Source organism: Desulfobulbaceae bacterium, assembly GCA_015231515.1.
GTDB lineage: Bacteria > Desulfobacterota > Desulfobulbia > Desulfobulbales > VMSU01 > JADGBM01.
This window is the reverse complement of the sequence record JADGBM010000047.1, coordinates 15,931-21,217: the sequence shown is the minus strand read 5'-3', so window position 1 is coordinate 21,217 and position 5,287 is coordinate 15,931. Positions and strand designations below refer to the sequence as shown.

7 protein-coding genes are annotated in these 5,287 nt (G+C 45.6%); 3 read left to right on the top strand and 4 right to left on the bottom strand.

Translation table 11 applies throughout. The annotated features are described in order from the left end of the window. Positions 1-91 precede the first annotated feature (91 nt). On the bottom strand, positions 92-514 hold the full coding sequence (locus HQK80_09065; protein MBF0222359.1) for a hypothetical protein: 423 nt from the start codon (positions 512-514) through the stop codon (positions 92-94). A gap of 173 nt (positions 515-687) precedes the next feature. Between HQK80_09065 and trmB the strand changes: the two genes are divergently transcribed. Together trmB and HQK80_09055 are read left to right on the top strand one after the other, a co-directional pair. Further along, complete coding sequence (gene trmB / locus HQK80_09060; protein ID MBF0222358.1) at positions 688-1,362, top strand: tRNA (guanosine(46)-N7)-methyltransferase TrmB; 675 nt, start codon at positions 688-690, stop codon at positions 1,360-1,362. A 132-nt stretch (positions 1,363-1,494) separates the two neighbouring features. Beyond that, complete coding sequence (locus HQK80_09055; protein ID MBF0222357.1) at positions 1,495-2,721, top strand: HD-GYP domain-containing protein; 1,227 nt, start codon at positions 1,495-1,497, stop codon at positions 2,719-2,721. 32 nt (positions 2,722-2,753) lie between these two features. On the opposite strand, the gene HQK80_09050 is transcribed toward HQK80_09055, so the two are convergent. Then, entirely contained in the window at positions 2,754-3,413 is a 660-nt protein-coding gene (locus tag HQK80_09050) for a hypothetical protein (GenBank protein ID MBF0222356.1), read from the bottom strand. Positions 3,414-3,885: 472 nt separating this feature from the next. On the opposite strand from HQK80_09050, the gene HQK80_09045 reads away from it, so the two are divergent. Continuing rightward, complete coding sequence (locus HQK80_09045; protein ID MBF0222355.1) at positions 3,886-4,056, top strand: hypothetical protein; 171 nt, start codon at positions 3,886-3,888, stop codon at positions 4,054-4,056. Here HQK80_09045 and HQK80_09040 read toward each other — a convergent pair. Together HQK80_09040 and HQK80_09035 are read right to left on the bottom strand one after the other, a co-directional pair. Next, positions 4,045-4,377, bottom strand: a complete 333-nt coding sequence (locus tag HQK80_09040) for a hypothetical protein (protein MBF0222354.1) — start codon at positions 4,375-4,377, stop codon at positions 4,045-4,047. The genes HQK80_09045 and HQK80_09040 overlap by 12 nt on opposite strands. Before the next feature lie 10 nt (positions 4,378-4,387). Beyond that, positions 4,388-4,870: a hypothetical protein gene (locus HQK80_09035; protein MBF0222353.1), complete on the bottom strand. Its 483-nt coding sequence runs from the start codon at positions 4,868-4,870 to the stop codon at positions 4,388-4,390. Between the last annotated feature and the right edge of the window lie 417 nt (positions 4,871-5,287).

Genomic DNA, 5,287 nt, shown 5'->3' with positions numbered 1-5,287 from the left:
CTACAAAGTAGTGATTAGCGGCCGTAGGGTCAAGTGCAGGGATGTAATTTAAAAGGTTTTTGTACAGCAACGGTCAATAGGGGAGATGAGGTTATAGTTCTACGAACTCTCCATTTATGAAAGTTCCTTGTTTCTTTCTGCCATCAGGTAGGGTGAGAGTTGCCGGGCCGTTTAGCTGCCCCCTATCCCATGTTCCTATCCATTCAGTTCCCTCTGGTTGTTTGAGGGAGCCGTAACCATGCCGTTTACCTTTTGAAAAACTACCGGTGTATGTGGTGCCGTCGGCGTTAATAAGTTGGCCATAACCATCAAATTCGCCGAGTAGATAATTCCCTTTATACGAGGAGCCGTCAGGAAGCTGGAAATGGCCCTGACCATGAAATTTCCCCATGAAAAAGCCCCCGACATATTTCCCGCCATCGGGGGTGGTGGCGGTACCCTCGCCGTGAGGAGTGTCATTTTGTACTTCGCCCTCGTATGTTTTGCCGTCTGGATATTCAATTTTGACGTTCATGTTGGATATAATATATCTATTCTATAAAATTCAAATACATAATGGTTTTATTCCACATCCAGCTATGAAAAATTTATTTACAGGAGTAAAGAACAGGTGAGGAACCACCTAACGACTTCTGCTTTTTAATTTTTAAGCCCTCTCGGCAGGGCGCAAGTATACGTTATAGAGAAATGGTAACAAATCGAAGCTATGTTCGCAGGCAGGGGCGCATGATGCCGGCCCAGAGGCAAGCCCTGGACGAGTTGTGGACATCGTATGGTATTAGAGAGGCAGGAGTGCTTAACCCTGGGCTACTGTTCGGCAGGCAGGCGCCACTCTACCTTGAAATTGGATTTGGTATGGGGGATGCCTTGCTGGAGATGGCAGGGGCACATCCTGAAAATGATTATCTGGGAGTTGAGGTACACCTGCCCGGCGTGGGCCAACTACTGTTGCGCATCCGGGAAAAGGGGATTACGAACATCCGCATCGATCGCCGAGATGCAATTGAAGTTTTGGAACTTCTGCCTGCCGGTAGTTTGTCGGGGGCCTTTCTGCTTTTCCCGGATCCATGGTCAAAAAAGCGGCATCACAAACGACGCCTGGTTCAACCTCCTTTTGTCAACAAGCTGGGACGTTTGCTTAAACCAGGCGGTTTTTTCCATGCCGCTACAGATTGGGCTGATTATGCCCAGCATATATTGGAGGTAATGGAGGCCTCTGACGGTTTTGTCAATCTCGCTGATTCAGGTAGTTTCCATCCTCGTCCCCCGGACAGGCCAATGACACGATTTGAACAGCGGGGGTTGAACCGTGGTCACGTTGTTAAAAATTTGCTGTACAAACGAGCCAACTCAATATTGTAGGCCTTAAAAATAGGCACTATTAAAAACATAACTTGTGTTTTGGGGCTATTTTATAGCTATAATATAGAGGCAATAGAATATAACTATTATTTCAGCGGGCCGAGTTTTGTGGCTGCTGGTGGGTGTCAATTTATGATAAAAAAAATTACAATTAACCAACTTCGGCCAGGTATTTTTGTTCATGATTTCAATTGTGACAAGTCGACCAGCAATCGTATCTTGAATCCGACACTTATTAAAGACGCCAAAATCATTGAGATCCTTCGTTCCTGGGGTATCAAAGAGGTTTATATCGACACGGAAAGAGGCCTTGATGTTGAAAAGGCAAAATCGCAGCATGAGGTTAATGCAGAAATAGAGAGTGCTTTTCATAAACTTGCCCAGAAGCATCCGGAGTCAAGTCGTAGTGTTCCTTTAAAAGAGGAGCTTGCGGTAGCCAAAAATATTAAGACAAAGGCGACCAGTGTTATTGAAAATGCAATGAGTGCAGTTCGAGCCGGCAAGCCTCTGGATGTTGATAGTGCCGTTGAACTTGTTGATGAGATGGACAGGTCTCTTGCACGCAACAAAGATGCACTGGTGCTGCTCACCCGAATTAGACAAAAAGACGAGTACACATTGATGCATTCAATCAGCGTTGGTGCCTATGTGCTCAATTTTTGTAACCTCAATAAACTGCCCCACGACAGAACAATTGCCCTGGCCATCGGCGCACTGTTTCATGACATTGGTAAAACAAAAATTCCATTGGCGATCCTTAACAAGCCCGGCAAACTCACTGATGCTGAGTTTGATGAGATGAAGAGGCATAGTTTGTATTCCGCAGAAGTTTTGAGGAGCGCTAAGGATTTACCGGACGAAGCGTATGATATGGGACTGCATCACCATGAACGCTATGACGGGACAGGGTATCCCCATGGCTTAAAGGGTGAGGCAATAAGTTATGGCTCTCAACTGTGCGCCATAGCTGATGTCTATGATGCCTTGACCTCTGATCGTTGTTACAAAGTAGGAATCGACCGGATTGAAGGGTTGCGTAAGCTCTATGAGTGGAGCGATTACCATTTTAACAAAGAGCTAACCTATGAATTTATCCGGGGCATAGGGGTCTACCCTATCGGGACCTGCGTGAAACTGGAAAGCGGGCGCATCGGTGTGGTGATCGGCTCCACAGAGAGTGCAGATCAGCCTGTTGTTCGTTTGTTTTACGATGAAAACAAACAGATGCCGCTGCTGGTCCATGATCTTGATCTTCTGCACTCTGAAGATCGAGTTTCCATGTATGAGGATGCTGCCAAGTGGGACCTTAAAAAAATGAATATATTCGGTGATGTCTCCGCCGATCTCTTCCCGATCTGATTTTTGTTGTCGCAAATCACAATTGGCAGGGGTTATGTGGCCTGGAGCTCAATTGCCTGATTAAATGGTTCAAAAAGTTTCCTGTGATCCTGTAAACCCTTGCGAATAATAACGGCCAGGTGCTCCACGTCAGTATTGTTGACAACCACATTGGCACTGTAGGTAAGGGCATGCAGGTTGTACAGAGTTCTGAACTTGTCGCCGATGAGTATGTAGAGAATGTTTCTCCGCTGCAACATTGGCATCTCGCACATATGTTTGTGGAACCTCGTGGCCTCTGTCGATTCACTGGTGAGGCCAGTGTGCAGAATGATAATGGCTGAAGTCTGGAGCTTAGTTCTTTCAATGGCTTGATCCGCTGATTCAGCATGCTCAACCTGATAATCAAAATCCACTACTGTTTCAGAAATCTGTGAGCGGGTATTCTCATCTTCAGCGAGAATCAAGATCGTGGGAGTGTTGGTGGACTTCGATTTTGCCCGGAACTGACCTGTTGTCAGCCAGGAGATATCCGGCGGACCCGGAGGCGTAATTTTTGTTCTTTGAAGAGGCGGCACAACCTCTTTGGCAGTCTCACGGGATAAAGGTTCTTTTTTGGGGGCGGGCTGTGTCTGATTCGAGGGTGATTTGGTGGGCATCAAGCCGGGAAAAAGCTCAGCAGCGGTTCGGCCCTTACTTTGTTGTTCACTCATCTTGCATCGTTCCTTGGCAGCGGCTTTGTGCGGGTTTAAAAATTGTTCTGATTAGCGCTAATCAGGAATTATAATACGATAGCACCCTTACTCACAGAATACGAGAGTGAGGGGTGTTTTGTCAAATTTTACTTGGACTTTACATGGAGTGTACTGTCATGAAAAGCAGTTTGATGCTGTGGTGTAATAACCATTTCCTGGGCGATAAGATTGCTCGTTTCTGGCCTTTTAACCCTTTTTTTTAGGCTCTTGGTGGTGGATGAGTTGTCGGAAATGTACTAGTGCGTTTGGCTGTTTCTCGTGAATGCCGGTGCTGCAGCTGTAATGCCAGGCACTGCTATTAAGTTGTCTGGTTAAATATCTGTTGGCGCTGATAGTGCGGATCGAATATTGCAGTTCATGCTCGCCAGTTGAAACTCATCCCGCGTTGTGTAACTGGGATCGTGTCCCCAAAAGTGGAGTCTTAAAAAAAATGACCTGGCGCTGTTGCGTTTGCCAAAAAGAAAAGACGATATCTGCTGTTCTTGACTATGATTCAGACTGTGAGATGGTAACTTACGGACTTTGTCATGAATGTTACGAAAAAGCTTTGAGAGATATCGAAGCCTTTGAGAGGCTTCAATCTGGCTCATTAAGCGAATGAGTTATCCTGCTTTTCCCTCACCTTGTTAATTTCCTCAAAGAGTTTGCTGAAGTTTACGGGTTTCGCAAGGTAGCCATCCATACCCCACCGATAGCAATCCTCCTCATCAGTCTTAAAGGCACGTGCTGTCATCGCGATTATCGGGATATGGTTGCCGGTCTTTTTTTCACTTCCCGGATTGCTAAGTATGATTAATCGGCTCATCTTCAGCCAGCAGAATAGAAAGCTCCCTGGGCAGTTCCTTGAGCAGTTGCTCGGTGACCAGCGTTGTTGCCTGGGGCGCACCTGACTCATTTTGGCCGAGAACTGTTCGAATTGCATCAATAAGCTCCTAGGAGTGAATTGGTTTCATCAACTTTCTCCAGCTCAATCGTGAAAAAAACGTGGTCTCCTGGCCAACCGCACTTTCGACCCAGATTGTGCCCCCCATCAGTTCAATTAACTGCGAAGATATTGAAAGCCCCAGGCCGGTGCCGCCATATTGGCGGGTGTTAGTTCCATCAGCCTGGGTGAATGATTTGAAAATATTTTTTTGGTTTTCACTCGAAATGCCAATGCCAGAGTCTCTAACGGTAAACAGTAATGTCTGTTTGTCGAGAGAATGATTCTGGGAGAGGCTTTCAGGGGCTGGTGTTACCGAAACAAAGATCTCGCCCTGTTTTGTAAATTTAACCGCATTGCCAACCAGGTTGACCAGGATTTGACGCAGGCGACCAGAATCGCCCAGGTAATTTTTATCAACGGTTTTATCAATTTTAGAAAAATCTAAAATGTCGTTTATGACATCAAGGAGCAGATTGCCTGCAGTCCTAATAAGCCTGAGATACTCTTTTGAATTTTCCTGGTCGACCTGATGAGGCGATCAACACCTGCTGTGATATGTGATCGAATAAATAACGATACTGCCAAGGTGATAATAAGCATACAAAAACTAAGTATAAACAGGGTTTTGAAAGGGGTCGTTAAGGTGCAACACCTAACGTTAGTTCGTAAGCTTTTTCCTGTTGTGAAAATGGTGTCGGCCAGCTGCAATAAGATTTTGGTTTCACTCGTGAAGGCGTTGTGAAGATCATTTTCGGCTACGTTGCTCGTGTTGGTTTCCCAAATGCGAAGGGACTACAAATATTTAAATGACATTTAAATGACATTAAAGTTCCGCTTGTTTTATGACCAGCTTGACATGCAAGATATTTTGTAATATCAGCTATGTAGATAGAATAATTGGTGCCCT

Coding starts and splice junctions, on each gene's coding strand:
- HQK80_09040 (MBF0222354.1), bottom strand. CDS start 4,377: ATGCAATTCGAACAGTTCTCGGCCAAAATGAGTCAGGTGCGCCCCAGG.
- HQK80_09065 (MBF0222359.1), bottom strand. CDS start 514: ATGAACGTCAAAATTGAATATCCAGACGGCAAAACATACGAGGGCGAA.
- HQK80_09050 (MBF0222356.1), bottom strand. CDS start 3,413: ATGAGTGAACAACAAAGTAAGGGCCGAACCGCTGCTGAGCTTTTTCCC.
- HQK80_09055 (MBF0222357.1), top strand. CDS start 1,495: ATGATAAAAAAAATTACAATTAACCAACTTCGGCCAGGTATTTTTGTT.
- HQK80_09045 (MBF0222355.1), top strand. CDS start 3,886: ATGACCTGGCGCTGTTGCGTTTGCCAAAAAGAAAAGACGATATCTGCT.
- trmB (MBF0222358.1), top strand. CDS start 688: ATGGTAACAAATCGAAGCTATGTTCGCAGGCAGGGGCGCATGATGCCG.